26 protein-coding genes are annotated in these 23,546 nt (G+C 70.3%); 18 read left to right on the forward strand and 8 right to left on the reverse strand.

Annotation, left to right across the window (positions count from 1 at the left end; all coding sequences use genetic code 11):
- Positions 1–45: 45 nt before the first annotated feature.
- Both ACWD3H_RS09525 and ACWD3H_RS09530 read right to left on the reverse strand, forming a co-directional pair.
- Positions 46–1,107 (reverse strand): ABC transporter substrate-binding protein, encoded by a 1,062-nt coding sequence (locus ACWD3H_RS09525; RefSeq protein ID WP_451954620.1) that lies wholly within the window; start codon positions 1,105–1,107, stop codon positions 46–48.
- A 112-nt stretch (positions 1,108–1,219) separates the two neighbouring features.
- Entirely contained in the window at positions 1,220–1,405 is a 186-nt protein-coding gene (locus ACWD3H_RS09530) for a putative acetyltransferase (protein WP_451954621.1), read from the reverse strand.
- A gap of 160 nt (positions 1,406–1,565) precedes the next feature.
- Between ACWD3H_RS09530 and fdxA the strand changes: the two genes are divergently transcribed.
- The 3 genes from fdxA (at position 1,566) to ACWD3H_RS09545 (ending at position 3,948) form a co-directional block, all read left to right on the forward strand.
- A complete protein-coding gene (gene fdxA, locus ACWD3H_RS09535; RefSeq protein WP_030910647.1) occupies positions 1,566–1,892 on the forward strand; it encodes a ferredoxin in 327 nt (108 codons plus the stop codon).
- A 296-nt stretch (positions 1,893–2,188) separates the two neighbouring features.
- Positions 2,189–3,268, forward strand: a complete 1,080-nt coding sequence (gene dapC / locus ACWD3H_RS09540; protein ID WP_355550806.1) for a succinyldiaminopimelate transaminase — start codon at positions 2,189–2,191, stop codon at positions 3,266–3,268.
- An 11-nt stretch (positions 3,269–3,279) separates the two neighbouring features.
- A complete protein-coding gene (locus tag ACWD3H_RS09545) occupies positions 3,280–3,948 on the forward strand; it encodes a DUF4178 domain-containing protein (RefSeq protein ID WP_451954622.1) in 669 nt (222 codons plus the stop codon).
- Positions 3,949–3,993: 45 nt separating this feature from the next.
- Here the strand turns inward: ACWD3H_RS09545 and ACWD3H_RS09550 are convergent, their stop codons facing one another.
- Complete coding sequence (locus ACWD3H_RS09550) at positions 3,994–4,815, reverse strand: hypothetical protein (RefSeq protein WP_355550810.1); 822 nt, start codon at positions 4,813–4,815, stop codon at positions 3,994–3,996.
- Positions 4,816–4,884: 69 nt separating this feature from the next.
- On the opposite strand from ACWD3H_RS09550, the gene ACWD3H_RS09555 reads away from it, so the two are divergent.
- From ACWD3H_RS09555 to ACWD3H_RS09570, 4 genes are all read left to right on the forward strand, one after another.
- Positions 4,885–5,745, forward strand: a complete 861-nt coding sequence (locus ACWD3H_RS09555; RefSeq protein WP_355550812.1) for a 2,3,4,5-tetrahydropyridine-2,6-dicarboxylate N-succinyltransferase — start codon at positions 4,885–4,887, stop codon at positions 5,743–5,745.
- Positions 5,746–5,868: 123 nt separating this feature from the next.
- Entirely contained in the window at positions 5,869–6,930 is a 1,062-nt protein-coding gene (gene dapE / locus ACWD3H_RS09560) for a succinyl-diaminopimelate desuccinylase (RefSeq protein WP_451954623.1), read from the forward strand.
- Positions 6,931–7,189: 259 nt separating this feature from the next.
- Positions 7,190–7,960, forward strand: a complete 771-nt coding sequence (locus ACWD3H_RS09565) for an LOG family protein (protein ID WP_355550816.1) — start codon at positions 7,190–7,192, stop codon at positions 7,958–7,960.
- 32 nt (positions 7,961–7,992) lie between these two features.
- Entirely contained in the window at positions 7,993–8,580 is a 588-nt protein-coding gene (locus tag ACWD3H_RS09570; protein WP_350955916.1) for an LOG family protein, read from the forward strand.
- On the opposite strand, the gene ACWD3H_RS09575 is transcribed toward ACWD3H_RS09570, so the two are convergent.
- A complete protein-coding gene (locus tag ACWD3H_RS09575) occupies positions 8,557–8,988 on the reverse strand; it encodes a hypothetical protein (protein WP_451954624.1) in 432 nt (143 codons plus the stop codon). The two genes, ACWD3H_RS09570 and ACWD3H_RS09575, sit on opposite strands and share 24 nt — an antisense overlap.
- Positions 8,989–9,029: 41 nt before the next feature.
- Between ACWD3H_RS09575 and ACWD3H_RS09580 the strand changes: the two genes are divergently transcribed.
- Positions 9,030–9,785: a hypothetical protein gene (locus ACWD3H_RS09580; RefSeq protein WP_355550822.1), complete on the forward strand. Its 756-nt coding sequence runs from the start codon at positions 9,030–9,032 to the stop codon at positions 9,783–9,785.
- On the forward strand, positions 9,782–10,360 hold the full coding sequence (locus ACWD3H_RS09585; RefSeq protein ID WP_451954625.1) for a DNA-3-methyladenine glycosylase I: 579 nt from the start codon (positions 9,782–9,784) through the stop codon (positions 10,358–10,360). The genes ACWD3H_RS09580 and ACWD3H_RS09585 overlap by 4 nt, the downstream gene beginning before the upstream one ends.
- Before the next feature lie 115 nt (positions 10,361–10,475).
- Here the strand turns inward: ACWD3H_RS09585 and ACWD3H_RS09590 are convergent, their stop codons facing one another.
- Positions 10,476–11,258: an enoyl-CoA hydratase-related protein gene (locus ACWD3H_RS09590; RefSeq protein ID WP_355550826.1), complete on the reverse strand. Its 783-nt coding sequence runs from the start codon at positions 11,256–11,258 to the stop codon at positions 10,476–10,478.
- A 33-nt stretch (positions 11,259–11,291) separates the two neighbouring features.
- On the reverse strand, positions 11,292–12,074 hold the full coding sequence (locus tag ACWD3H_RS09595; RefSeq protein ID WP_451954626.1) for a PaaX family transcriptional regulator: 783 nt from the start codon (positions 12,072–12,074) through the stop codon (positions 11,292–11,294).
- A gap of 189 nt (positions 12,075–12,263) precedes the next feature.
- Here ACWD3H_RS09595 and ACWD3H_RS09600 point away from each other — a divergent pair, with 189 nt between their 5' ends.
- Together ACWD3H_RS09600 and ACWD3H_RS09605 are read left to right on the forward strand one after the other, a co-directional pair.
- Positions 12,264–12,431: a DUF3117 domain-containing protein gene (locus tag ACWD3H_RS09600; RefSeq protein ID WP_084195322.1), complete on the forward strand. Its 168-nt coding sequence runs from the start codon at positions 12,264–12,266 to the stop codon at positions 12,429–12,431.
- Positions 12,432–12,624: 193 nt separating this feature from the next.
- The gene (locus tag ACWD3H_RS09605) at positions 12,625–14,079 is read left to right on the forward strand and encodes a leucyl aminopeptidase family protein (protein ID WP_451954627.1); all 1,455 of its coding nucleotides are present in this window, start codon (positions 12,625–12,627) and stop codon (positions 14,077–14,079) included.
- A gap of 66 nt (positions 14,080–14,145) precedes the next feature.
- Here the strand turns inward: ACWD3H_RS09605 and ACWD3H_RS09610 are convergent, their stop codons facing one another.
- The gene (locus tag ACWD3H_RS09610) at positions 14,146–14,796 is read right to left on the reverse strand and encodes an O-methyltransferase (protein ID WP_350921793.1); all 651 of its coding nucleotides are present in this window, start codon (positions 14,794–14,796) and stop codon (positions 14,146–14,148) included.
- Positions 14,797–14,967: 171 nt separating this feature from the next.
- On the opposite strand from ACWD3H_RS09610, the gene sigE reads away from it, so the two are divergent.
- The 5 genes from sigE (at position 14,968) to ACWD3H_RS09635 (ending at position 19,400) form a co-directional block, all read left to right on the forward strand.
- A complete protein-coding gene (sigE, locus tag ACWD3H_RS09615; protein WP_350921795.1) occupies positions 14,968–15,600 on the forward strand; it encodes an RNA polymerase sigma factor SigE in 633 nt (210 codons plus the stop codon).
- Between the two features lie 52 nt (positions 15,601–15,652).
- Positions 15,653–16,183 carry an anti-sigma factor family protein gene (locus ACWD3H_RS09620; RefSeq protein ID WP_355624599.1) on the forward strand — a complete coding sequence of 177 codons (531 nt, stop codon included), beginning with the start codon at positions 15,653–15,655 and terminating at the stop codon, positions 16,181–16,183.
- A 35-nt stretch (positions 16,184–16,218) separates the two neighbouring features.
- Positions 16,219–17,220: a sigma-E factor regulatory protein RseB domain-containing protein gene (locus ACWD3H_RS09625; protein WP_451954683.1), complete on the forward strand. Its 1,002-nt coding sequence runs from the start codon at positions 16,219–16,221 to the stop codon at positions 17,218–17,220.
- A gap of 95 nt (positions 17,221–17,315) precedes the next feature.
- A complete protein-coding gene (locus ACWD3H_RS09630; protein WP_451954628.1) occupies positions 17,316–18,938 on the forward strand; it encodes a S1C family serine protease in 1,623 nt (540 codons plus the stop codon).
- Between the two features lie 105 nt (positions 18,939–19,043).
- Positions 19,044–19,400, forward strand: coding sequence for a sec-independent translocase (locus tag ACWD3H_RS09635; protein ID WP_355624596.1), 357 nt, complete (start codon positions 19,044–19,046; stop codon positions 19,398–19,400).
- Between the two features lie 72 nt (positions 19,401–19,472).
- Here ACWD3H_RS09635 and ACWD3H_RS09640 read toward each other — a convergent pair whose 3' ends face one another.
- A complete protein-coding gene (locus ACWD3H_RS09640; RefSeq protein ID WP_355624594.1) occupies positions 19,473–20,615 on the reverse strand; it encodes an Mrp/NBP35 family ATP-binding protein in 1,143 nt (380 codons plus the stop codon).
- Between the two features lie 270 nt (positions 20,616–20,885).
- Between ACWD3H_RS09640 and ACWD3H_RS09645 the strand changes: the two genes are divergently transcribed.
- A complete protein-coding gene (locus ACWD3H_RS09645) occupies positions 20,886–21,365 on the forward strand; it encodes a MarR family winged helix-turn-helix transcriptional regulator (RefSeq protein ID WP_350921807.1) in 480 nt (159 codons plus the stop codon).
- Between the two features lie 211 nt (positions 21,366–21,576).
- Positions 21,577–23,496: a Xaa-Pro dipeptidyl-peptidase gene (locus tag ACWD3H_RS09650; protein ID WP_451954629.1), complete on the forward strand. Its 1,920-nt coding sequence runs from the start codon at positions 21,577–21,579 to the stop codon at positions 23,494–23,496.
- Positions 23,497–23,546 lie beyond the last annotated feature (50 nt).

Here is a 23,546-nt window from a genome sequence, read left to right on the forward strand (position 1 = left end):
GAGCCTCTGGGAAGTCACGACATATCAGTCTCATCAGCCCCACCCTCATCTCACCTTTCTGGCCCACTCGCGCTGGAGGTAGGCCCTGGCCCTGTCGATCTCCGAGACGGTGAGGATCACGGGCCTCCCGCTGGTGGCGGGGAGCTTGGCCGCGAGTTCGTCGTCCAGGGTGCCGCGCATCTGGAGGGCCTCCATCCTGATCGGGCGGGCATAGCCCTTCAGGAAGAGGTTCTGGCCCTTGTCGGAGAACAGGAACTCCTGCCAGAGCCGGGCGGCGGCAGGGTGCGGGGCCTGCTTGTTGATGGCCTGGACGTAGTACGAGCCGAGCACGGCGTCGCCGGGAATCGCGACCTTCCAGTCCTTGCCGGCGGCCGCCCGCTCGGCGTTGTGGTAGTCCCAGTCGACGACGACCGAGGCCGCCTTGGGGGTCGCCGCGAGGTTGCCCGCGCCCTTGAGGCGGTGGAAGAACTCAACGCCCCGCTCCGCCCTCGCCTCGCCGCCCCTGAGCGAGACGGCCATCACCCCGTTGAAGGCCGCCGAGACCTCCCGGGGGTCGCCGGGCAGCGAGACGCTGTGACCGGGCTTCAGCAGGTCGGAGAAGGAGGCGGGGGTCGCGACCTTGCTCGGGTCGTAGCCGATGGACATGTAGCCGCCGTACCCGGCGTACCAGGTGCCCCGGTGATCCTTGAGATGGTCGGGGATGTCCTGCCAGCCCTGGACCCGGTACGGGGCGAAGAGGTCGGACTTGGACACGGCGACGTCCATGCTCAGGTCGAACACGTCGGGTTTGAGCGCGGGGATGGCCGCGATCTCCCTGGCGCTGTTCGCGCCGGGTTCCAGCTGGTCGACCTTGATTCCGTACTCCTCGGCGAAGGTGTCGATGATCTCGCCGTAGTTCACCCAGTCGCGCGGTAGCGCGATCACCGTGAGGGTCCCCTCCTTCTTGGCCGCCTCGACGAGGCGTTCCATCGTCGAGAAGCCCTCCTTCATGGAGGCGGCCCGGGTGTTGACCGGCGGGAGTTGAATGTTCTGAGGAGCCGGGGCGCCACATCCGGCGATCGTGGCCGTGAGGATCACGGCGGCTGCGGCGCTGGTACGTACGGTCACGGAGAAAATACTCTCCGCTGTCATTCGTCCGGTCGAGCAGGCGCGGCCCTTCCTACCGGACGGCTTATACGTGTCTTGGCGAGTGGCTTACCCGAACGTGCCGGTGGGCGCCTCACACGCGCGGGGGTCGCGGCTCCTGGACCACCTTCGCCGCGGCGAGCGTCTCCTCGCCGATCTCGACCAGCGTGCCGTCCCGTTTGCGTACGCCGAGCACGCCGTCCCGCCAGAACTCCAACTCGCCCACCGCGTCCCGGAATCCCTCGGGAACCCGTCTCCGCGTGGTGACTCTTTTGCCCACGTCAGAGGGGGTTATGGTGATATTTAGGCGAGCACCGAAACCAAGGGCCATCGACTTTTGCCCCCTCCCGTTTCAGACACGTGGCAGGCCCGGCAATACTAGGGCTAAGCAACCCGCGGTCGAAGTCGTGCCTAGGTGCGTAAAGAAGAAGGAGCCCGAGGTGACCTACGTCATCGCGCAGCCTTGCGTGGACGTCCTGGACAAGGCATGCATCGAGGAGTGCCCTGTCGATTGCATCTACGAGGGGGGACGGATGCTCTACATCCACCCCGACGAATGCGTCGACTGTGGCGCGTGCGAACCCGTCTGTCCGGTGGAGGCCATCTTCTACGAGGACGACCTTCCCGAGCAGTGGAAGGAATTCTACAAGGCGAACGTGGACTTCTTCGAGGACCTGGGATCGCCCGGCGGCGCCTCCAAGGTCGGCAAGATCGAGAAGGACCACCCGGTCGTCGAGGCTCTGCCCCCGCAGGCCGAGAGCCACTAGGTCCTGTCGGGCAGATCTTGCCGCGGCGAGGATCGGTCGGCTGCCGCCTCGTGGAGCGAAGGAGGTCGCCGCGGCGTGCCGCGGCGACCGGCGACAACGCGGCGGGGTGCCGCCTGACCGGCCGCGGTGGGCGAAAGATCCAAAGGACGGTGCCCGGGGTCCGATGCCGGAGGGGTGAGAAATCGCTCCTCCGGTGCGTGTCACCGGCAGATCCGACAGAGCGAAAGACGACGGCTGAATCAAGTGAGCGCCACTCCTAACCGGTCAGAGAACCCGAACGTGCCCGCGAGGCTCCGATGATCGGCCTGCCGGACTTTCCGTGGGACCGGCTCACGCCGCTGAAGGAACTGGCGGCGTCGCATCCCGACGGGATCGTCGACCTTTCGGTGGGCACCCCCGTCGATCCGGTGCCCGCCATCGTGCGCCAGGCGCTCGCGGACGCCTCGGACAGCCCCGGATACCCGCAGACCCACGGTTCCGAGCGCCTCCGCTCGGCCGCGGCCGGATGGCTGCGGCGTAGGCACGGAGTGATCCTCGACCAGGCGAACGTGCTGCCGCTGATCGGTTCCAAGGAGTTGGTGGCCTGGCTGCCGACACTGCTCGGTGTCGGGGCGGGGCAACGAGTGATCTTCCCCGAGCTGGCCTACCCCACCTACGACGTGGGGGCCCGCCTCGCGGGCGCCGAGCCGTACGCCGCCGACGGGCTGCTCGCGCTCGGGCCGGAGCGGGTGCCGCTGGTCTGGGTCAACTCCCCGTCCAACCCGACGGGTAAGGTCCTGCCCGCCGAGCACCTGCGCAAGGTCGTCTCGTGGGCGCGCGAGCACGGCGCGGTCGTGGCCTCCGACGAGTGCTACATCGAGCTGGGCTGGGAGGAGCAGCCGGTCTCGATCCTGCACCCGGACGTCTGCGGCGGCTCGCACGAGGGCCTGCTGGCGGTGCACTCGCTGTCCAAGCGCTCCAACCTGGCCGGCTACCGCGCCGGGTTCGTCGCCGGCGACCCCGCGCTGATCAAGCGGCTGCTGGAGATACGCAAGCACGCCGGCATGATGATGCCCGCGCCGGTCCAGGCGGCGATGGCCGTCGCGCTGGACGACGACGAGCACGCCGAGGAGCAGCGGGCCCGCTACGCCGCCCGCCGCGCGGCGCTCCGTCCCGCCCTGGAGGCGGCCGGTTGGAAGATCGAGCACTCCACGGCGGGTCTGTACCTGTGGGCGTCCAACGGGACGGGTTGCTGGGAGCAGGTCCGCGCGCTGGCCGACAGGGGGATCCTGGTCGCCCCCGGCGACTTCTACGGGACCGCGGGTGAGGGGCATGTCAGGGTCGCCGTGACGGCCGGTGACGAACGCATCAGTGCGGCGGTGCGCCGCCTCCAGTAGGATCGCGCGGCATGACCCCCGAGGTCGCCGTGATACTCGGTTTGAGTGTGGTCACCCTTGTCCTGTTGCTCGGCGCGTTCTTCGCGACGACGCGTCAGGACAGGGGGGCCGACGATCCCGAGCCTCCCGGCGAGACCCCCCCCTCCTCGGTTGGGGCCGCGCAGCCGCCCCAACCGGCCATGGGCCATGTCGGTATCGACTATCCCGACCCCCGTACGATCAAGGTCGGCGACACGATCGAATGCCAGGGGGTGCGCAGCCGCGTTCTCGGCGCCCTGTACCTGTCGTGGCAGGGCACCCAGTGGACCGAGTACCTTCTCGACGACGGCACCCGCCGCTACCAGTGGCTTTCGATCCAGATGCACGACGGCCTGGCGACCGGCGAACCGCCGCACCTGGAGGTGCTGCTGTGGACGCAGGTGCCCACCGAGGGCATGATCCCCGCCAAGACCACCCTGAGCGTTGAGGGGGTCGACTTCCTCCCCATCGACCGTGGCACCGCGGCCTTCCGCGGCGAGGGCGTCACCTCGATGCCCGAGCGGGGCCTGCTCGACTTCGCCGACTACCGGGCGGCCGACGGCCGCCTGCTCAGCTTCGAACGCCTGCAGGGCCAGCGCTGGAGAGCCTCACACGCCCAGCCCCTGGCCCCCGGCACGATCAGGATCGAGAAGAAGGGCTGAGCCCCGCGGGCGTGAGCAGGGGAGTGATCCGGAGGCGGCACCGGATCACTGGGAGATCTCGACCTTCCCCGCGGGCACCTTGGGGTCGGCCTTCCAGCCGTCGTGGCCGTTCGCGGAGACCCACGACTGGCCGTCGTAGCGGATCCTGGTCAGCCCGAACTCCTTGGCGTGGGCGATCGACCAGCCGGCCACCAGCCAGCCGCGCCTGCGCGACGGGGCCTCGAACGCGGCCCCGAGCGCCCTGGTGAGCTCGCTCTTCGCCGCACCCGTGTCGGGGCGCGGGCTCTTGCCCGAGGGAACGGGGAACCAGCAGTGCACGGCCTTGGGGACGCGTCCGGTGAACGCCGCGGCGAGGATCTTCCCGTCCTCCTCGTGCTGGGCGTACGCCGACCCGTCGGCCGAGCGCTGCACCGCCTGGGCCGCCTCGTGCAGCGGCAGCTTCCGGTATCCCTTCACCTTCACCAGCGCGGCGAAGAACTTCTCCGAGGCGTAGACGGGATCGATGAGCTGGCTGGGTTTTCCCCAACCCTGGGAGGGCCGCTGCTGGAACACGCCGACCGAGTCGCGGTCGCCGCCCCTCAGGTTCTCCAGCTTCGACTCCTGGATGGCGGTGGCGTAGGCGATCACGGCGGCCCGCTCGGGCAGCTTCCTGCGGGCCGCCACGGCCGCGATGGCCGCCGCCACCTGGGCCTGCGCGATGTCCAGGTCCAGCGAGCCCTCCGGAGTCGTGATCCTGCACCCCTCGCCGAGGTCGACGAACGGTTTCGCCCGCTTGAGCAGGGTGAACAGACCCGCGGTGATGGCCACCACGAGCACGACCACGATCGCGATGATCGCGATAACCCCTTTTGAGAAGCGCCCTCGCACGGTCAAGAACCTACCGGTCCCCGCGATTGCTCAGCCTGTGATAACGCTGTGAACACTAGGCTCCGGGCCATGACCCAGAGCGATGCCAGCCCGCTGCCCGCGGCCGTCGACGAGCTGTGGCGACGCCGGGCCGAGCTGAGCCCCGCCGACGCCGAGGCCCGCGCCGTCGTGGTGAGCGCGGTGGACATGCTCGACGGCGGAAAGGCCCGGGTGGCGGAGGTTTCCCCCACCGGCGAGGTGGTCGTGGACGAGCGCGCCCGGCGGGCCGTCATGCTCGCCTTCCGGGTGCTCGGCATGGCCAGGTCCCAGGTGGGTGATTTCCATCACCATGACCGTCTTCCGCTGAAGACCTCCGTCGACGGGGTACGCGTCGTGCCGGGGGCGATCGCCCGCTGGGGCGCCTACCTGGCGCGAGGCGTGGTGCTGATGCCCTCGTTCGTCGACATCGGCGCCCACCTGGACGAGGGCAGCACCGTGGACACCTGGGTCTCGATCGGTTCGTGCGCCCAGATCGGCAAGAACGTCCACCTGGCCGGCGGGGTCGGTGTCGGAGCGGCGGGCGGCCAGGACGGCGAGGAGGGCTCCGGCGCCGCGGGGGAACCGTCGAGGGCCGCACCCGCGGTCGTCGAGGACGGCGCGCTGATCGGCCGCCGTGCGGTGATCGCCGAGGGGGCCCGGGTGGGCCGGGGCGCCGTGGTCGGCGCCGGGACGATCCTGTCGGGCTCGACCCCTGTCGTCGACGTGCGGACGGGAGAGGAACTCGGCCGTGGCCGCGTCCCGGACTGGTGCGTGGTGGCAGGGGGGACCCGGCGGCGCGAGTTTCCCGGCGGTACCTTCGGGCTGCGCTGCGTGCTGGTGCTTGAGCGCCTGGAGGAGGGCCGCAGGCCGGGCGGGGCCGAACTCGACCGGATGCTGCACGGACACGGATAGGCGCTCCGCCCGGCAGGGGTCGCCCGGCCCCCGTGCCGAACTCGACCGGATGCCGCGCGGACACGGCTGGGGGCGGCGGGGGCGGGCTCGTCCGGATCCCGCGCGGGCACTAGGGTCGCGGGCATGAGTACGCGTCTGGATCTCACACAGGATGTCGGGGAGCTCACCGCCCGGATCGTGGACGTCGAGTCGGTCAGCGGCGACGAGAAGGCACTGGCCGACGCCGTGGAGGAGGCCCTCCGGCTCCTCCCGCACCTGACGGTCGAGCGCGACGGCGAGTCGATCGTGGCCCGTACCCATCTGGGCCGCGGTGAGCGGGTGGTGATCGCCGGACACCTGGACACCGTCCCCGTCGCGGGCAACCTGCCCAGCCGGGTCGAGGGCGACCTGCTCTACGGCTGCGGCACCTCGGACATGAAGGCCGGCGTCGCGGTCGCCCTGAAGCTGGCGGCGACCCTCCCGGAGCCCAGCAGGGACGTGACCTACGTCTTCTACGACTGCGAGGAGATCGAGGCCGAGCGCAACGGCCTGCTCAGGCTCAGCCGCAGGCACCCCGACTGGCTCGCCGGGGACTTCGCGGTGCTCATGGAACCCACCGACGGCACGATCGAGGGCGGCTGCCAGGGCACGCTCAGGGCCCAGATCGTCACCCGGGGCAAGCGGGCGCACAGCGCCAGGTCCTGGTTCGGGGTCAACGCGATCCACGCCGCCCAGCCGGTGCTCGCGATCCTGAACGCCTACCAGGCGAGGCTGCCCGTCGTCGACGGGCTGGAGTACCACGAGGGCCTGAACGCGGTGGGCATCGGCGGTGGCGTCGCGGGCAACGTGATCCCGGACGAGTGCGTGGTGACGGTGAACTACCGCTTCGCCCCCGACCTGTCGCTGGAGGAGGCGCGGACCCACGTGAGCGAGGTGTTCGAGGGGTACGAGGTCCGCTTCACCGACGGCGCGGCCGCCGCGCGGCCCGGCCTGACCCATCCGGTGGCGGCGGCCTTCGTCGACGCGGTGGGCGGCACACCGAGGGCCAAGCTCGGCTGGACCGACGTCTCGCTCTTCGCCGGTCTCGGCGTGCCCGCCGTCAACTACGGGCCCGGAGACCCGAATATGGCGCACCAGCAGGGGGAGTTCGTCTCACTGAAGAAGATCGCCGACTGCGAGCACGGAATGCTCGGCTGGCTGTCGTGAAAGGCCGGAGTCATCCGGTCAGGTGTGCCGCTCACGGCGGATCCGCTCCGCCCTGACGTGGGCGGTTACCCCGCGAGGGGCCGGAGCGGTGCCGGGCGCAAATGAAAGTGGCTTTCCTCGCCGGCCATTTGGCGGGGAAAGCCACTTTCAGTCCCGAGCAGCACCCTCGTGCAGTTAGACGCGCCCTCGTCAAAATTCGGTTCCATGTTTTCATAGAGATTTTTCAAGATTTTTCTGGGACGGCACTACGGTGTCCCGCATGAAGAAAACACGTCCTGAACGCCGCCAGGGAGCCGCGGTGGTCCGCGGTGACCTCGTCTCCGACTCCACCTACGACCAGCGGCTTCTTGACCGGAGAGGGCCGGCCGACTGGCTGCACATGGACCCCTGGCGGGTGATGCGGATCCAGGCCGAGTTCGTGGAGGGCTTCGGCCAGCTCGCCGAGCTGCCCCAGGCGGTGACCGTGTTCGGATCCGCGCGTACCCCCGCGGGCACCCCCGAGTACGAGATGGGGATCAAGCTGGGCAAGAGCCTCTCCGAGGCGGGCTACGCCGTGATCACCGGTGGTGGCCCCGGCTGCATGGAGGCCGCCAACAAGGGGGCGGCGGAGTCCGGCGGTGTCTCGGTCGGCCTGGGCATCGAGCTGCCCTTCGAGCAGAGCATGAACGAGTACGTCGACCTCGGCATCGAGTTCCGCTACTTCTTCGTGCGCAAGACCATGTTCGTGAAGTACTCCTGCGGCTTCATCACGCTGCCCGGAGGGTTCGGCACCCTGGACGAGCTGTTCGAGGCACTCACCCTGGTCCAGACGGGGAAGGTCACCTCCTTCCCCGTGGTGCTGATGGGCACCGAGTTCTGGGGCGACCTGATCGGCTGGATCAGGAACACCCTCGTGCGGACCGGCAAGATCTCCGCCCGGGACGCGGATCTCATCCACGTCACCGACGACGTGGAGGAGGCGGTCCGGATCATCGTGGAGGCCGACCGCACCAGGGGCGGGCGGGCCAGGGACGAGCGGAGAAGCCCATGACCCTGGCCGGCGATGCCGAATAAGGTCGGGGCGTGTTCATATGTGTATTCCTCGCGTCTAGTCAGAGAATCGACAAGAAGTACCAGGAGCTGGCCGAGGAGGTCGGTGCGGAACTCGCCAGGCGCGGGCACGACCTGGTGAGTGGAGGGGCCAAGGTCTCCTGCATGGGCGCGATCGCCCGAGCGGCCCGCGCGGGCGGCGCCCGTACCGTGGGCGTGATCCCCCAGTCACTGGTGGACATCGAGCTCGCGGACGAGCACGCCGACGAGCTGGTGATCACTGGCGACATGCGCGAGCGCAAGGGGGTCATGGACGCCCGTTCCGACGCCTTCCTGGTGCTGCCGGGCGGCATCGGAACGCTGGAGGAGCTGTTCGAGATCTGGACGTCCCGCACGCTGGGCCTGCACGACAAGCCCCTGGTGGTCCTCGACCCGTGGGGCATCTACCGGCCGCTGCGGGACCTGGTCGAGGGCATGCAGGAGGCGGGCTTCACCCGGCCGAACGTCTTCGACGCCATCTCCTGGACCGCCACGGTCGACGAGGCGTTCCGGTTGCTGGAGAAGTCGACCAGGCATCTGGAACCGAGCGCCGAGGAACTAGGCGAGGCCACGGCGGGTTAGCGCGGGTGGACGCCGCCCGGCGAGGGAGTCGGTCATCTCGACCGCGAGTCGCACCTGTTCCCGGCGATCCGTACGGAACACGCGGGCACCCGCCCAGGCACAGATCGAGGCCGCGGTGAGCTCCGCGGCCTCGGCGTCCCGCTCGTCTCCGGCGGTGGCGGCGGCCAGCCTGGCAGGGGTGACGACCACGGTGCGCCCGGCGCGGACGAGCTCCTCGACCTCCCCGATCGAGTGGGCCTCGACCCAGCCGGGTTCGCCCGGATCGCCGGGGCCGAGCACGAGGGGGGCCGTCGGCGGGACCGGTGGGACCGCCCCGGTCCGCCCGCTCGGAGAGGCCGGAGCCCGGCCGTCGCCCACCTCGGCGGAGGCGGGCGGGAGGCTGCTCTCTTCAGGGAACGGAGGAGTCACGACCTGATCCTAGGTCAGCGGAGTTGTGGCACGATTCGTATGTGCTGGTCGTATTAGCCCTCGCTGCCGTAGCCGTCATCGCCAGTGTCACGGTGGTCGCCATGGGGCGGGGGGGTGAGCTGAGCGAGTTCGCTCCCGACGTGCCTCCGCTGGACCTGCCCAAGGGCGGCCAGCTCGGTGCCGTCGACTTCATGGCGCTCCAGCTCCCGGTGAGCCTCGTCGGCTATCACACCCAGAGCGTGGACGAGGCGCTGAACCGGGTCGCCGGAGCCCTGAGCGAGCGCGACACCAGGATCGCCGTGCTGGAGCAGCGGGTGGCCGAGCTGCTCGCCGGCAGGCTCCAGGCCCGCCACGAGCTCAAGGGCGGCCTGCCCGCCACCCTGCGCGAGCTTGAGGCGCCGTACGAGCTCTCCGGCCACGGCAGGCCCGCGGCGGGCAAGGAGCGGTCCGGCGGGTCGTCCGCCGTTTCACTCACCGAGCGCGAGGCGCCGCACCGGCTCCCCGACGCGGCCGAGCCCGTGCCGGACCCCGTGCCGGACGGAGGGGATTCCGGCGGGTCACCGGCCGTTCCACGGGTCGAACACGGGCCGGAGGGGGCCGATGGGCTCCCCGAGGCGGATGAGATTTCCGTGGCGGAGAAGCCGCCCGGCGCGTCGCGGGTCTCCTCGCCGTCCGAGCCGTCCCAGGTGCCGGACTCCCCGTCCCCTTCCGGGGCCTCGCCGGAGCCGTCCTCCGGTACCGTCGGCGTCCACCTCGGTGAGCGGCCGGGGAAGGACAACAAGGAGGAGTCCCGTTGACCGAGACCTCGCGACCCGTCGTGCCCGCGGCACCCGTGGAGCTCGTGCGCTGTGGGTGGGTGAGCGCGGCCCCCGACTACATCGCCTACCACGACGAGGAGTGGGGCCGCCCGGTCACCGGCGACGACCGGGTGTTCGAGCGGATCACGCTGGAGGCGTTCCAGTCCGGCCTGTCCTGGATCACCATCCTGCGCAAGCGGGAGAACTTCCGCGCCGCCTTCGAGGGGTTCTCCATTCCGGCCGTGGCCGCCTTCGGCGAGCAGGACGTCGAACGCCTGCTCGGCGACACAGGCATCGTCAGGAACCGGGCCAAGATCGAGGCGACGATCGCCAACGCGAGGGCCGCGCTCGGCATCGGCCTGTCCGACCTCGTCTGGAGTCACGCGGACCCCGGCTCGCCGGTTCCGAAGACCCCGGCGGACCTGCCCGCCCAGACCCCCGGTTCCAAGGCGCTGGCCAGGGAGCTCAAGTCACACGGCTTCCGTTTCGTCGGCCCGACCACCGCCTACGCGCTGATGCAGGCCATCGGCCTCGTCAACGACCACCTGGCCGACTGCTGGACGCGCCGGGCCTGACGGCCTCCCCCTCGCGGGTGAGGGGGAGCTCCGCGCGGCCGGGCCCCGCTGACGCCGGAAGTCCCCGCACGTACGCGGCGGTTTCGCGGAATCCCCCGAGACCGGCCAAGGGACGTCAGCGGCCCTGGAAGACCGGGCGCTCCTTGGCGAGGAAGGCGCGGGTCGCGTTCAGGTGGTCGTCGGTCTTGGCGCAGGCGTCCTGGAGGTCGGCTTCCAGCTCCAGGGCCTCGGCCAGCGAACCGGTCGAGGCGAACCGCAGGGCGCGCTTGGTGGCCGCGTAGGCGCTCGTGGGCCCCTGTGCCAGCCGTACGGCCAGTGCGCGGGCCGCGATGTCCAGCTCGTCGGCGGGGACGACCTGGGAGACGATCCCGAGTTCGAGCGCGCGGGCCGAGCCGATGGGCTCGCCGAGCAGTAGCAGCTCCGCCGCGCGGCCCGCGCCGACCAGGCGCTGCAGGGTCCAGGAGGCGCCCGAGTCCGGGGCCAGGGCGATGCCGGAGAAGGCCATCGCGAACCTGGCCTTCTCCGAGGCGATTCGCAGGTCGCAGGCGAAGGCCAGCGCGGCGCCCGCGCCCGCGGCGACGCCGTTCACCGCCGCGACGACCGGCTTGTCCATCTCGGTGATCGTGCGGACGATCGGGTTGTACTGGGTACGTACCGTGTCGTCCAGGCCCCGCCCGGCCTCCAGGTTCGCGGCGTGCTCGCTCAGGTCCTGGCCGGCACAGAACGCCCGCCCCGTCCCGGTCAGCAGCACCGCCCGCACGGCGCGCTCCCGCGACGCCGCGGTCACCGCCTCAAGCAGGGCGGTCTTCGCCCGGGAGGTCAGCGAGTTCATCGCCTCCGGCCGGTTGATGACGATGGTGGCGACGGCGTCATCGACGGAGTAGAGAACGTCGTTCAACAAGGGCTCCTTCAGGCTTCCCGGCTCCGCGTGCTACGGCTCGCCGAGGTGGCGGTCGACGAAGGCGGCGGCGGCTGGGAGCAGCCGTCCGGCCTCGTGTTCGAAGTAGATTCTGGCCTGCTCCCCCGGCCAGCCTCGCGGCAGGAGCTCGGTTGGGAGCCCGGGGTCGCGGAACAGGAAGTTGCGCCAGCCGTGCAGCAGCCTGCTGCGGACGGCGAACACCCGGGCGTCGCTCGCGCTGCCGGGCAGCTCGCCGACCAGGTCCATCGCCTGGGCCAGCCATCTCTGGTAGGCGGCACCGATGCCGTCCAGGTCCCATGTCCTGGCGGCCAGTGCCGCGGGGTCGCCGTCGAGCACCGCGTCGAACCGCTCGGCGCCGACGCCCTCGCCGCTGAGGATCGTCTCCAGCTCGGGGGAGGGACGGGGGCCGATCCAGGTGGTCTCGGACAGGGGCGCGTACCCGATGAAGGACAGCTCGGCCCGGAGGCGCTCCCTTCTGGACCGCTCGCGCACGGGCTCCAGCACCAGGACGTGCCACCGGCCGTTCCAGGTGATCGTCCCAACTCGGTAAATTCTCAACGCGGCTTCGTCGAGACGGTGCACGCACTTGGGGGTGACCTCGTAGCCGGGGCCTCCGGGCAGCCGGGCGGGCGCCAGCCAGCCTTGCCGTACCATCCGCGAGATGGCGGTGCGCACGGCCGGAGCGGCGATGTCCAGCGGGGCGAGCAGGCGGACGAGGGCGGCCACGGACGCGCGGCCGCCTCGGGATCTGAGGTGGTCCCCGTACAGATCGAAGAGCGCGGCGCGGGCGTTCACGAGGACAAGTTTGGCCGTCCGGGGGGTCTCGGACAACGGTCTTGATCGCCGGATGAGCCGACGCTGAGACTGATCGTTCCCATTCTCCGTGCGGAGGCGGGATAATAGGACATCACAGAAGACGTGAATGCGTCGGCCACCCTCGGGTCAGTCGGAGATCCGGAGCCCGAAGCAGGAAGGGATACACGCATGGCGGCTATGAAGCCGAGGACCGGTGATGGTCCGCTGGAGGTCGTCAAGGAAGGCAGGGGGATCGTCATGCGGGTTCCTCTGGAGGGTGGCGGCCGTCTCGTCGTTGAGCTCTCCGCGGACGAGGCAAGCGCCCTTGGTGAGGAACTGAAGAAAATCGTCGGTTAATACCGATCTAAGACAGAGTGGCGGAGCCGGGCCCTATTTGAGCTTGCTCGGGGAGCATGACACCTGCGATGGCCCGCGCGACCGACGATGAACACGGCCCTGGCCGTCGGACCGCCTTGCGGCGGCTCGCGCCAGGGCCGCGGTGTTCTCCCCGGCGTTTCTCTCCTGCCGGGCCTGACGACTGGAGTCACCCATGCCCATCTCCCCCTACCTGCTCCTGCCCCGCGTGCCCTATGCCCAGGGGCTGTCCGCCGGGGAGGACGCCGAGACCGGGTCCTTCGGCGACGCCGAGTTGCTCGCCGTTCCCTTCGCCGAGGATCTCGCACCCGAGATCGAGCTGCCGGTGCCCGTGGCGGCGTTGCTCGCCCACTACCAGGCCAAGGGCGAGGCGGGTGAGATCGTCGAGGTTCCCGTCGCGAACGGCGACGCCGTGGGCCGGGTGCTCCTCTACGGAGTCGGAGACGGCTCGGCGACGGCCCTGCGCAAGGCCGGCGCGGCGGTGGCGCGGCGCGGTAAGGGCAAGGACGCCATCAGGATCGTGCTGCCCGGCGGGCCGGTGGCCGCCTTCGTGGAGGGCGCGCTGCTGGCCACGTACACCTTCAGGGTCGGCGAGGCGAAGTCCCCCGTGACGACGCTCGAGTTCGTCGGAGACGGGGTCGAGGCGGAGGTCGCCGGCGCGGAGGTGATCGCCGGGGCCGTCGCGCTCGCCAGGGACCTGACCAACACCCCCTCCTCGGTGAAGTCACCGGCCTGGCTCGCCGAGCGCGCCGCCGAGCAGGGCGTCGCCGCGCGGGTGTGGGACGAGCGGGAGCTGCGCTCCGGCGGGTTCGGCGGCATCCTCGCCGTCGGGAAGGGGTCGGTGAACCCGCCCCGGCTGATCCAGCTCTCCTACCGGCCCGAGGGCGCGACGCGCCACGTGGTCCTGGTCGGCAAGGGCATCACGTACGACACCGGCGGCCTGTCGCTCAAGCCGACCGCCGGCATGGTGTTCATGAAGACCGACATGGCCGGCGGAGCGGTGGTCATCGCGGTCCTGGGCGCGCTGGCCTCGCTCGGCGTGCCGATCCGGGTCACCGGCCTGATCGCCGCCGCCGAGAACTCCTTCTCCGGTACGGCCCAGCGCCCCTCGGACGTGATCACGCAGTACGGCGGCCGGACCGTGGAGGTGCTCAACACCGACGCCGAGGGCCGCCTGGTGCTGGCCGACGCGCTGGCCTACGCCGACGCGGAGCTGGACCCGGACGTCATGGTGGACATCGCCACGCTGACCGGGGCGATCAGCGTGGCCCTGAGCAAGAGTCTCGGCGCGGTCTTCGCCTCCGAGGACGCGCTGGCAGGCGCGCTGGTCGAGGCGGGGGAGGTCAGTGGGGAGCGGCTCTGGCGGATGCCGCTGATCGAGGACTACCTTCCCGCGCTCGACTCGTCGGTGGCCGACCTGACCAACATCGAGGCCGGATCGACCTACGGCGCGGGTTCCGTCACCGCGGCGCTGTTCCTGCGCGAGTTCACCGGCGGGCGGCCCTGGGCACACCTTGACATCGCCGGCGTCGGCCGTAGCGGCGCGGACGAGGGCCTGTTCAGCAAGGGAGCCACCGGATACGGCGTGCGCCTGCTGCTCGAATGGCTGGCGGGGCTCCAGGAGCGGTGATCGCGCGGCGGGCGGGACGGTGACACCGACGGTGTCACCGTCCCGCCCCCGGTCGGGTGGCCGCCGTCAGTCGGAGAGCTTGACGGCCGCCAGGATGCCGTCTCCGAGAGGCATCATCAGCGGGCGGAGCCGCTCGTCGGAGCGGACGAGCTTGCCGAGCTCCCTGATGGAGACCGTGTCGGGGTCCCGCTGCACGGGGTCGGCCACCCGGTTGCCCCAGAGGGCGTTGTCGAAGACGACGATGCCGCCGACCCGGAGCAGCCGGACGGACTCGGCCAGGTAGTCGGCGTACTCGTGCATGGCGCCGTCGCAGAAGACCAGGTCGTAGCCGCCGTCGGACAGCCGGGGGAGCACGTCGAGGGCGCGGCCGGTGATCAGACGGGTCCGGCCCCCGGAGAATCCGGCCTGGGCGAAGCTCTGCCTGGCCAGTCGCTGGTGCTCCGGTTCCACGTCCACGCTGGTGAGCGTGCCGTCCTGGCGCATGCCGCGGAGCAGCCACAGGCCTGACACCCCGCAGCCGGTGCCGATCTCCACGACGGCACGGGCGTTGATGGCGGTGGCGAGGAAGCAGAGAGCGGCGCCGCCGCCGGGCAGGATCGGGGGCGCTCCCACCTCGGCGCCGCGCATGCGCGCGGCCAGCAGGATGTCGTCCTCCCTGTGGAACTCATCGGCATAGGCCAGAGTGGCCTCCAACGGACTTGTCGGCGTCTCTGCCATCGGCCTCTCCTCCCGCTTTCTCCGTACACAGTCATATAGGCGCTGGGTCGCAGCCTAAGGGAGGCAGGCCCGATCGGGAACTCATGTCGTCCCCGGTGCGTTGCACGGTTTAAGCGGCCTTTGCCGGTCCTGAAGGTAGTCAGTGCGCACGAAGGGACGAAACCAGGCACTATGGCGATAGCGGTGGTCCCGGAGAGAGGAGTGCTGGTGGACGAGCCTGACCACCAGGCAGAAGCTCCCGTGTCTGATTGGACGCCTCCTACCTGGGAGGAGGTGGTCCGGGCGCACTCGGCGCGAGTGTATCGGCTGGCCTATCGGCTGACCGGCAACGTGCACGATGCGGAAGATCTCACACAGGAGGTCTTCGTCCGGGTCTTCAGGTCGTTGTCGAACTACACGCCAGGCACTTTCGAGGGCTGGCTGCACCGCATCACCACCAACCTGTTCCTCGACATGGCGCGGCGCAAGCAGCGCATCAGGTTCGAGGGGCTCGCCGACGACGCCGCCGAGCGGCTGCGCGGGCGCGAGCCTTCTCCCGCACAGGTGTACGACGACACCCATCTGGAGCCCGACATCCAGGCGGCACTCGACGCCCTCGCGCCCGAGTTCCGCGCGGCCGTCGTTCTGTGTGACATCGAGGGGCTGTCCTACGAGGAGATCGCGGCGACGCTGGGTGTGAAGCTCGGCACGGTTCGGAGCCGGATCCACCGTGGGCGGGCGCAGTTGCGTGAGGCGCTCGAGCATCGCGCGCCGCGGAACGATCCATTCCCCCCGAGCGTTACTCACGGGGAGGAATTCGCATGAGAAATCACAGTCATGACGAATGTCACGACGAGCCACTTGGCAAGGAGTGCGCATGAGTCATCTAGGAGAGCGTGTTTCCGCACTGGTAGACGGTGAGCTGAATCACCACGAGCGTGACCGGGCCCTGTCGCATCTGGCCTTCTGCGCCGACTGCCGGGCCGAGGTCGACGCCGTGCGAGCGCTGAAGAGCCGGTTGCGGTCCCTCGACGGGCCCGCGATGCCGGCCGACCTGACGATGTCCCTGCTGCGGATGGCGGAGCCCGGCGGCCCGTTGCCCCCGCGTGAGCGCCCCTTTCCGGCCTCGCGCACCTTCGGCGGAGCACCCATTCCGAGCATGTACAGCGTCGCTCCCCCCGACAACCGCCCCAGGGGCCGGGCCCAAGGACCTCGCCGCACCCGGAGAGCGGGTTACGTCGCGGTGGGTGTCGCCTCGGCGGCCGTGGCGATCGGCACACTGTTCGTGGTAGGCGGAGCCGACCCCAACCCGCGTGTCGTACCGCCGGTCGACATGTTCGCCAACCAGCACAGGAACACGGCACCCTACGGCGGATCGGCGACGCCCACCTTCTCGCCCACTCCGTGATCCGGCTGCCCGCCACGATCATCCTGGTGGCTGTCATGTTGCTGGGGCTGGTGACGGGCGGTACGGCACACGCGGTCAGGACCTCGCACGCCATACCGCCGGACGAGGCGGAGAACGAGGACACCGGCCTGCACCTGCTCCGTGAGGCGGCGGTCGCGGGCCGGGCCCGCGGATACTCAGGCACCCAGTACGTCACGGTCTGGGGCGCCTCCGGCTCCACCTCGGCGGTGCTGGAGGTGCACAACGTCCCCGGGAAGGGGATGACGGTGCGTACCGAGCCCTCAGGCTCGGTGCAGAGCGCCGATCCGGGCACCCCCGCCGGGGGCATGTCCAGCCCGTCGGAAGCGATGCTCGAGGTGCTGGCCCGGAACTACCGGGTCGTGGCCGCCGGGGAGGGGCACGCCTGCGGGCGCCCCGCCCGCCTCGTGAACGTCCTGCGCGCGGACGGCACGGTCGCCGCCCGCTACTGGATCGACAAGGCCGCCGGGCCGGTGCTGCGCCGCGAAGTCATGGACGTGAGGGGCCGGGTCGTCAACGTCGGAGCCTTCGTCGATCTGACCCTCGCCCCGGTGACCAAGGGGGTGGTGCCCACGGTGCCGCCGCTGGCCGCCGGGGGCCTCGATCTCGTGGAGATGCCCCGTCTGCTGGCCGCGGGCTGGCGTATCCCCCGTGCCCTGCCGGGCCGCCTGGAGTTGTTCGCCGCGCGAAGCGCCCCCGCTGGATACTTGTATTTGGGGTATTCGGATGGGTTGTCAGTTGTGTCGGTTTTTGTGCAACCCGGAGTGCTTGATGAGGATCATCTCCAGGGTTGGCATGCGGAGCGGCGCAGCGGGCATACGATCTGGATTCGAGGCCCGGTTGGGCAGGAGATGATCTGGGCGAGTGGGGGGCATGTCTATACAGTCTTCGCGGACGCGCCGGCCGACATGGTCGACGCGGCTGTCGCGGCCCTACCGCACGAGCATGTTCCGGATCTCTGGACGAGGCTCGGCCGAGGTGCGAGTCGCCTGCTCTCGTGGGTCAATCCCTTCGGATGACGTGTGTTTTACACATCTCGTATGCCGCTCGGGGGAAGATTGCCGGGTTGACCCGGTGAGTGGGCATCTGCGAGGCAAGGAGTAGTGAGTATTCGATGACCGACGAGGCCCGTACCGGCCACGGGGCGCACGATGCTGCGGGGCGTACGCCGTCGGACTTCACCGACGGTGGTCACGGCGCTCCGGAGTCCCGCCACGCCGACTCCTCCGGCCCCGAGTTCTCGCGCCCCGAGTTCCTGCCCGCCGGAGAGGGCGCGCCGTCCCAGGCCGAGCAGCCGGGAGACGACGGCTGGAGCCAGTTGGGCGCCCCGCCAGGCCGCGGCCGGTGGGGTGGGCCGCAGGGGCAACCCGAGTTGCTCCGTCACGACGACGGGGAGGCGTCGGCGGGCGAGGGCGTCCAGGGACAAGGCCACGCGCCGGAGAGCTGGGGCGACCCCTCCGGCCGGCTCAGGTACGACACGGCGGTCTTCGCCGCCCACCCGGCTCCGCCCCCGCCGCCCACCCAGGCGTTCGGCATGGGCCCCGGCTGGGCGCCGCCTCCCGGCAGCCCGGGGCTGCCAGGGAGCTTCGGCGGCCCGGCGCCCGCGGCGATTCAGCGCGGGCCGCGTACGGCCACGCTGGTCGTCCTCGCCGTGGTGATCGCGTTGCTCGCCTCGCTGCTCGGCAGCGTCGGCACCTATCTCCTCACCAAGCCGACCGGCTCGGGGCGCGACCCCTCCTACAGCCTGGGGAACGCGCCGACCGGTTCCAACGCCCGTCCCCCGGATTCGGTGGCGGGTGTGGCCTCGAAGGTGCTGCCCAGCGTGGTCTCGCTGGCGGTCGAGGGCGGGGCGAGTTCCAACACCGGTTCCGGCTTCCTGATCAAGGGCGGCTACGTGGTGACCAACAACCACGTGGTCGCCGGAGCCGATCCCAGCGGCCGGATCCAGATCCAGTTCAACAACCGCAAGTCCACCTCCGCCGTCGTCGTCGGCCGCGACCCCGAGTCGGACCTGGCAGTGGTCAAGCCGGCGGAGACCTTCGGCGCCCCGGAGATCACCCTCGGCAACTCCGACAACGTGGTCGTGGGCGACCCGGTCATCGCCATCGGCTCCCCGCTGGGCCTGACCGGCACCGTCACCTCCGGCATCGTCAGCTCGCTCAATCGTCCCGTTCAGGCGGGTGAGGAGAACAACTCCGAGACCACCTGGCTCAGCGCGGTCCAGACCGACGCGGCCATCAACCCGGGCAACTCCGGGGGGCCGCTGGTCAACGGCAACGGCGAGGTGATCGGCGTCAACTCGGCGATCGCCACTCTCGGCAGGTCGGTCGGCGGCCAGAGCGGCAGCATCGGCCTCGGTTTCGCCATCCCGGTGAACCACGCCCGCCGCGTCGCCCAGGAGCTGATCACCACGGGTAAGGCCAAGAAGTCGCGGATCGGTGTCGCCATCGACCCGACCTACCAGGGTGTCGGGGTGCGTATCGCGACCGAGGCCAGGCAGGGTTCCCAGCCGATCGAGCCGAACGGCCCCGCCGCCCAGGCGGGCCTCAAGCCGGGCGACGTCATCCTGGAGGTCGACGGCGTCGTGCTGCAGGACGGCAACGAGCTGATCGCGCTGGTCCGCAACAGGGCTCCCGGCGAGAAACTCTCGGTCAAGTACCAGCGCGGCGGCCAGGAGAACACCGCGACCGTGACCGTCGGCACCGCGCCGGACCAGCCCTCACCCGAGCCTTCCTGAGCCGCCTGGCAGGGGCGCGTGCTTACCCTTGGCGGTACTAGTCTGGAACCTCTCCGGTGCGTAGCCGGAGAGGTGCCCATGGCATTCTTTCGGTAGGAGATCACCGTGTTCGGACTCGGCTGGCCTGAGATCGTGGCGCTGGTGGTCATCGCCCTCCTCGTCTTCGGCCCGGAGAAACTGCCCCAGGCCGCTGCTCAGGCGGGCAAGACGTTGCGCAACCTGCGCCGGATGGCCAACAACGCGAGAGACGACCTGCGGACCGGGCTGGGGCCGGAGTTCGCCGACTTCGACCCGGCCGACCTGAACCCGAAGAACTTCGTCCGCAAGCACCTCACCGCCGACCTTGAGGACGACTGGAAGTCCACCCCGGCCACCGCCACCGCCGAACCCGCCCCCGCCTACCCGGCGGGCGGCGAGCTGGGCTACGGCGAGATCCCTCCGTACGACTCCGAGGCGACCTGAGTCCCTCCCGGACGGCCGACGGCGGCGCCCCCTGCAGGAGGCGCCGCCGTCGTCGTGTCGGAGCGGGTGCCGTCAGCCGCGCCGGGTGGGCGAGATGCCGAGCTGGAGGCCCTTGAGGCTGGTCGACTTCTTGCTGAGGGAACCGGCGATGCGGATCAGCTCGGCCGCGGCCGCGGCGTCCGGGTCGGTCAGCACGAGCGGCTTGCCCTCGTCGCCGCCCTCGCGCAGGCGCATGTCGATCGGCACCTGGCCGAGGAGCGGCACACGGGCGCCGAGGGTGCGGGTGAGCGCGTCGGCCACGGTCTGGCCACCGCCCTCGCCGAAGACCGAGACCCGCTCGTCGCAGTGCGGGCAGGGCAGCCATGACATGTTCTCGATGACGCCGGCGATCTGCTGGTGGGTCTGGACGGCGATCGATCCCGCCCGCTCGGCGACCTCGGCGGCGGCCTGCTGCGGGGTGGTCACCACCAGGAGCTCCGCCGAGGGCATCCGCTGCGCCACGGAGATCGCGATGTCACCGGTGCCCGGGGGCAGGTCCATCAGCAGCACGTCCAGGTCGCCCCAGTAGACGTCGGCGAGGAACTGGTGCAGGGCCCGGTCGAGCATGGGCCCGCGCCACACGACGGGGGTGTTGCCCTCCGGCTTGAACATGCCGACCGAGATGACCTTGATGTCATGCGCCACCGGCGGCATGATCATGTCCTCGACCTTGGTGGGACGTTCGGAGGTGCCGAGCATGCGAGGGATGCTGTGGCCGTAGATGTCGGCGTCGACGACGCCGACCTTGAGACCGCTCGCGGCCATCGCGGCGGCCAGGTTGACGGTGACCGACGACTTGCCGACACCGCCCTTGCCGGAGGCGACGGCGAAGACACGGGTCAGCGAGCCGGGCTGGGCGAAGGGGATCTCCTTCTCGGGACCCTTGTTGCCGCGTAGCTTGGTCTGCAGCGCCTTGCGCTGCTCGGGGCTCATGACGTCCATCTCGACGGAGACGCCGGCCACTCCGTCGATCCTGGAGACCGCGGCGGTGACGTCTCGGGTGATGGTGTCCTTCATGGGACAGCCGGACACCGTGAGGAAGATCGCGACACGTACCGCCCCCTCGGGGGAGATGTCGACGCTCTTGACCATTTCGAGCTCGGTGATCGGCCGACGGATCTCAGGGTCGTTGACGGTCGCGAGGGCGGCCATCACCAGTTCCGGGGTAGGTGCCATCGAAGTGTCGGCAACGCGGCGTCACACTGGGGCGACGGAGGATGCCGTCCCTCCTTGTCTGTTATCGATGAGGCGCCTCAAGGGCAGGAACTGCCCATCGTGGCGCTCGTATGGCTTGGCGAGAGGCCCGATCCCGTCAGGGAACGGTCGGCGTCGGAAGTCCAATGGTATGAACCCCGGAACGTCGGCAGGAATTCCGGCCCCGGCTCTGGTCGCCGGATTCGGACAATTCGCTGTGTAGATGCGCGTGCAACGTTCTAAGGTTACTGTGTGACCCTCACGGCGGGCGAGTCCATGGAGAGCTTCAGCTCGGAGGAGCTGACGCTCTGGCGCATGCTCCAACGAGCCCAGGTCCGCATCGCCCGGGTGCTGGAGGCCGACCTGCTGATCGAGCACGATCTGCCCCTGGCCTCCTACGAAGTCCTCCTGCAACTCTTCGAGGCGCCCGAGCGGCGGCTGAGGATGAACGACCTGGCGGACCGGGTGCTGCTCTCGCGCAGCGGCCTGACCCGGCTCGTCGACCGCCTCCAGCGTGACGGCCTGGTCGAGCGCGAGGCGTGCACCAGTGACGCGCGCGGCCTGTTCGCGGTGCTCACCGACGCGGGCGCGGCGCGGCTGGCCGAGGCCGGTCCCACCTACCTGCGCGGCGTCCGCGCCCAGTTCCTGGACATGCTCGACGCCGACGAACTGCGTCAGTGCGCGGTCATGCTGAACAAGCTCCTGCCCGCCTCCGGCACCGAACCCTGCTGAGGCCCCGCGGCGGGTAGCCGCCGCGGCCGTACCCCTGCTCCCGCTTGCCCGGGCTCGCGCCGGGCCGTCCTGACCGGTGGCCGGACAGGGCTGTCGAGCGTCATGTCACATACCAGCCCCAGGGTGATGTCGAACACATAAAGGATCTTGCGGACTATACGGACAAAGATTGATATTGCGGATGTTTCCCTAGTTGTTCTGGAGGCTCCGCTTGCCGAAGTTACGGGCAGCCCTTATCGTCCTCGCGGTTCTCGCGGCGGGCGTCACCCCAGCCCACGCGGCCACCCAGCCATCCCTCACCGTCGAGCGGGGACGGTCCCAACCGGTCTTCTCCTACGCCGACGCCGTCCGCGAGCACGTCTACGTCGAGTCGGGTGTCGACAGCGACTCCGATGGGAGGCCGGACCGGGTCCGTGTCGACATCATCAGGCCGAAGGAATCGGGTCCCGGGCTCAAGGTGCCGGTGATCATCGATGAGAGTCCGTACTACGACAACTCCGGCCGGGGTAACGAGGCCGAGCGGAAGGTCTATGACGCCGCCGGGAACGTAGTGAAATTCCCGCTGTTCTACGACAACTACTTCGTACCGCGCGGTTACGCCGTCCTCAATGTCGACATGATCGGCACCACCAGGTCCGACGGCTGTCCCGACGTCGGCGGGCAGGCCGACGTGCTGGGCGGTAAGGCCGTGATCGACTGGCTGAACGGCCGCGCCACCGCCTACCACCCCGACGGCACGCCCGCGGTCGCGGACTGGACCACCGGCAAGGCCGCGATGATCGGCAAGTCGTACGACGGCACGCTGGCCAACGCCGTGGCGGCGACCGGCGTGCAGGGGCTGGAGACCATCGTCCCGATCTCGGCGATCAGCTCCTGGTACAAATACCAGCGCTCCAACGGGGTGATCTACAACTACGACTACATGTCGTGGCTGGGGAACTACGTCGACACCGACCCCGAGGCCAAGTGCGCCGCGGTGCGGGCGCGGCTGGACGCCGAGGACGGCGACGACACCGGCGACTACAACGGCTTCTGGGCCGAGCGCGACTACATCGCGGGCTCGATGGCCGATGTCTCCAAGGTGCGCGCCAGCGTCTTCGCCGTGCACACGGTCAACGACCTCAACGTCAGGCCCGACAACTTCTCCAAGTGGTGGCAGGCGCTGGCCGGCAGGAACGTGCCCCGCAAGATCTGGGTCGGGCAGTACCAGCACGTCGACCCCTTCGACTTCGAGGGCCGTCGTGACCTCTGGGTCGACACGCTGCACCGCTGGTTCGACTACTGGCTGCTCGGCGTGCAGAACGGCATCATGCGAGAGCCCCGCGCCGACGTGCAGACCAGCCTCGACCGCTGGATCACCCAGCGCGACTGGCCCGCCCCGCTCTCCCTGAAGGTCCCCTTCCGCCCCGCGGCCGACGGCTCGTTCGGCCTCGTACCGGCCAGGAAGGGGCAGACCGCTACGTTCACCGACATCCGCCAGTCCGAGGACGCGATGGTGGCCGACGTCGGCACCGTCAAGCCGGGGCGGGTGGCCTTCACCACCGGCGAGCTGCCGCTGGACCTGCGGCTGTCCGGCACGCCCGTGGTGGACCTGCGCGTCGCGCTCGACAGGCCCACCTCGAACCTGACCGCGCTCCTCGTCGACTTCGGCGAGGACACCCGGGTCGACTGGCGGCGGGGCCAGGGCATCACCACGGTCGCCGAGGAGAGTTGCCACGGCGAGAGCACGGCCTCCGACGACGCCTGTTACCGGCAGGTCGTCACCAACCGGGCCACCCGGCCACTGGAGATCGTCGCCCGTGGCTGGATCGACGTGCAGAACCGCGACTCGCTCAGCGAGCCCTCGCCACTGCCCCCGGGCACGTACGGCAGGGTCAGCTGGGAGACGCTGCCGCAGGAGTACGTCTTCAAGAAGGGACACAGGCTGGCCCTCGTGATCGCCGGCACCGACTCGACCTACAGCGCCGAGCGGGCCACCGGCGCGAACGTCACCGTCGACCTGGCGGGGAGCAAGGTCGTGATCCCGCTGGCGATCAGCACCCTCGGCAGCGCCGACGTGCCGAAGGACACGGCCAGGTGGCAGGGCCCGGCGCGACTGGACCTGCCGGTGCCGGAGAACCAGTTCTTCTAGACCGCTGAGGTTCGCGCGGGTCGCGCGCCGGGACACCCGGCGCGCGACCC

It is taken from the genome of Streptosporangium sp. NPDC002607 (assembly GCF_053592655.1).

Excerpts from the sequence above, each read along its gene's own strand:
- dapC (WP_355550806.1), top strand. The coding sequence starts at position 2,189 with ATGATCGGCCTGCCGGACTTTCCGTGGGACCGGCTCACGCCGCTGAAG.
- ACWD3H_RS09545 (WP_451954622.1), top strand. The coding sequence starts at position 3,280 with ATGACCCCCGAGGTCGCCGTGATACTCGGTTTGAGTGTGGTCACCCTT.
- ACWD3H_RS09555 (WP_355550812.1), top strand. The coding sequence starts at position 4,885 with ATGACCCAGAGCGATGCCAGCCCGCTGCCCGCGGCCGTCGACGAGCTG.
- dapE (WP_451954623.1), top strand. The coding sequence starts at position 5,869 with ATGAGTACGCGTCTGGATCTCACACAGGATGTCGGGGAGCTCACCGCC.
- ACWD3H_RS09565 (WP_355550816.1), top strand. The coding sequence starts at position 7,190 with ATGAAGAAAACACGTCCTGAACGCCGCCAGGGAGCCGCGGTGGTCCGC.
- ACWD3H_RS09600 (WP_084195322.1), top strand. The coding sequence starts at position 12,264 with ATGGCGGCTATGAAGCCGAGGACCGGTGATGGTCCGCTGGAGGTCGTC.
- ACWD3H_RS09605 (WP_451954627.1), top strand. The coding sequence starts at position 12,625 with ATGCCCATCTCCCCCTACCTGCTCCTGCCCCGCGTGCCCTATGCCCAG.
- ACWD3H_RS09610 (WP_350921793.1), bottom strand. The coding sequence starts at position 14,796 with ATGGCAGAGACGCCGACAAGTCCGTTGGAGGCCACTCTGGCCTATGCC.
- sigE (WP_350921795.1), top strand. The coding sequence starts at position 14,968 with ATGGCGATAGCGGTGGTCCCGGAGAGAGGAGTGCTGGTGGACGAGCCT.
- ACWD3H_RS09620 (WP_355624599.1), top strand. The coding sequence starts at position 15,653 with ATGAGTCATCTAGGAGAGCGTGTTTCCGCACTGGTAGACGGTGAGCTG.
- ACWD3H_RS09625 (WP_451954683.1), top strand. The coding sequence starts at position 16,219 with ATGTTGCTGGGGCTGGTGACGGGCGGTACGGCACACGCGGTCAGGACC.
- ACWD3H_RS09630 (WP_451954628.1), top strand. The coding sequence starts at position 17,316 with ATGACCGACGAGGCCCGTACCGGCCACGGGGCGCACGATGCTGCGGGG.
- ACWD3H_RS09640 (WP_355624594.1), bottom strand. The coding sequence starts at position 20,615 with ATGGCACCTACCCCGGAACTGGTGATGGCCGCCCTCGCGACCGTCAAC.